The 1809-nt window shown below is 75.2% G+C and carries 2 protein-coding genes; both read left to right on the top strand.

The genetic code is table 11. The features are described 5' to 3' along the window. The coding region (locus AA75_RS22490; protein WP_033821990.1) for an alpha/beta fold hydrolase at positions 1–1073 on the top strand (1073 nt) is incomplete at its 5' end. A gap of 90 nt (positions 1074–1163) precedes the next feature. Beyond that, positions 1164–1667 (top strand): tRNA (adenosine(37)-N6)-threonylcarbamoyltransferase complex ATPase subunit type 1 TsaE, encoded by a 504-nt coding sequence (gene tsaE / locus AA75_RS22485; protein WP_033821989.1) that lies wholly within the window; start codon positions 1164–1166, stop codon positions 1665–1667. The last annotated feature ends 142 nt before the right edge of the window (positions 1668–1809 follow it).

Genomic DNA, 1809 nt, shown 5'->3' with positions numbered 1-1809 from the left:
GGTTCCCCCGCCGGCGGCCCGAGGCGCCGGTGGACCGGGCCGGGCTGCCGGGGCTGCTCGGCGGCTCCGGGGCGCTGGTGCGGGCCGGCAGCCGGAAGAGCTTCGGCGTCGCGCCGGCGCCGGCCGCGCCGCCGCTGACCGTGGTGTTCTGCCACGGTTACTGCCTGAACCAGGACAGCTGGCACTTCCAGCGGGCGGTGCTGCGCGAGTCGGTGCGGCTGGTCTTCTGGGACCAGCGCAGCCACGGCCGCTCCGAGCGGTCGCGGTCCTACGTGGCCGGCGAACCCGCCTCGATCGACCAGCTCGGCGCCGACCTGAAGGCGGTGCTGGACGCGGTGGTGCCCGAGGGCCCGGTGGTGCTGGTGGGCCACTCGATGGGCGGGATGACCGTGATGGCGCTCGCCGCGCAGCACCCGGAGCTGTTCGGCGCCGGGACACCGGGGACGACCGGGACACCGGGGACGCCCGGGACGTCCGGGCCCGAGGCCGCGGGACGGATCGCCGGGGTCGCGCTGATCGGCACGCTGGCCGGCGACTGGGACTCCGTCACCTTCGGCCTGCCGGTGGCGGGGGCGCGGCTGATGCGCCGGGTCGCCCCGGGCGTGGTGCGGCTGCTCGGCAGGCAGGTCGAGCTGGTGGAGGCCACCCGCAGGTTCGGCGCCGATGTGACCGGCGTGTTCTACCGCCGGTTCTCGTTCGGCTCCAAGGACGTGGACCCGTCGGTGGCCCGGTTCGCCGAGCTGCTGCTGGACGCCACCCCGATCGACGTGGTCGCCGAGTTCTACCCGGCGTTCTCCGCGCACGACAAGACGGCGGCGCTGTCGGCCCTGGACGGTGTCCCCACCCTGGTGCTGGCCGGGACCAAGGACCTGCTCACGCCGCCCGAGCACAGCGAGGCGATCGCCGCGCGGCTGCCCGGCGCCGAGCTGGTGCTGGTCGAGGACGCGGGCCACCTGGTGATGCTGGAGCGCCCCGAGGTGGTGGACCGGCAGCTGGCTGCGCTGCTGGTCCGGGCGGCCGGCCAGGCGCACGCGGCGCCGCTGCCGGAGGCCGTCCGCGAGCTGCTGGACTGAGCGGTGCGCGGCCGCGGTCCGGGGTGTGGCACCGTAGCGGGAGCCGCCGCGCCGGGCGGCGCCATCCCGGACGAAGGGCATCGCACGACCATGGGCACCCGAACCACCGTCACCGTCGCCACCCCCGAGCTGATGACCGGGCTCGGCCGTGAGCTGGCCGGCCTGCTGCGGCCGGGCGACCTGGTGCTGCTCTCCGGTGAGCTGGGGGCCGGCAAGACCACCCTGACCCGGGGCCTGGGGGAGGGCCTGGGGGTGCGCGGCGCGGTCACCTCGCCGACCTTCGTGATCGCCCGGGTGCACCCGTCGCTGGTCGGCGGCCCGGCGCTGGTCCACGTGGACGCCTACCGGCTCGGCGGCGGGCTGGACGAGATGGAGGACCTGGACCTGGACGTCTCGCTGCCGGACTCGGTGGTGGTGGTGGAGTGGGGCGAGGGCAAGGTCGAGGAGCTCTCCGAGGACCGGCTGGAGGTCCGGATCGAGCGGGCGATCGGCGGCAGCGCCACCGAGGACAGCGATCCGCGCCGGGTCACCTTCACCGGTCTGGGCACCCGCTGGGACGACGGCGCGCTGGCCCGGCTGGGTGAGCGGGACTGAGTTTCCCGACAGGCTGTCGGGAAGGTGTTGCGGGCGGGCGGCCGGGCGTGATGGGATGGATGCGCTGTGGTTAGGTATGCCTAACTAGGGAGCCTCCCGTCATGACGCGCACCACGACGAGCACCTCGACCGGTACCTCCGC

This window comes from Kitasatospora sp. MBT63, assembly GCF_000710465.2.
Lineage (GTDB): Bacteria > Actinomycetota > Actinomycetes > Streptomycetales > Streptomycetaceae > Kitasatospora.
This window is presented reverse-complemented; position numbering and strand designations above follow the sequence as displayed.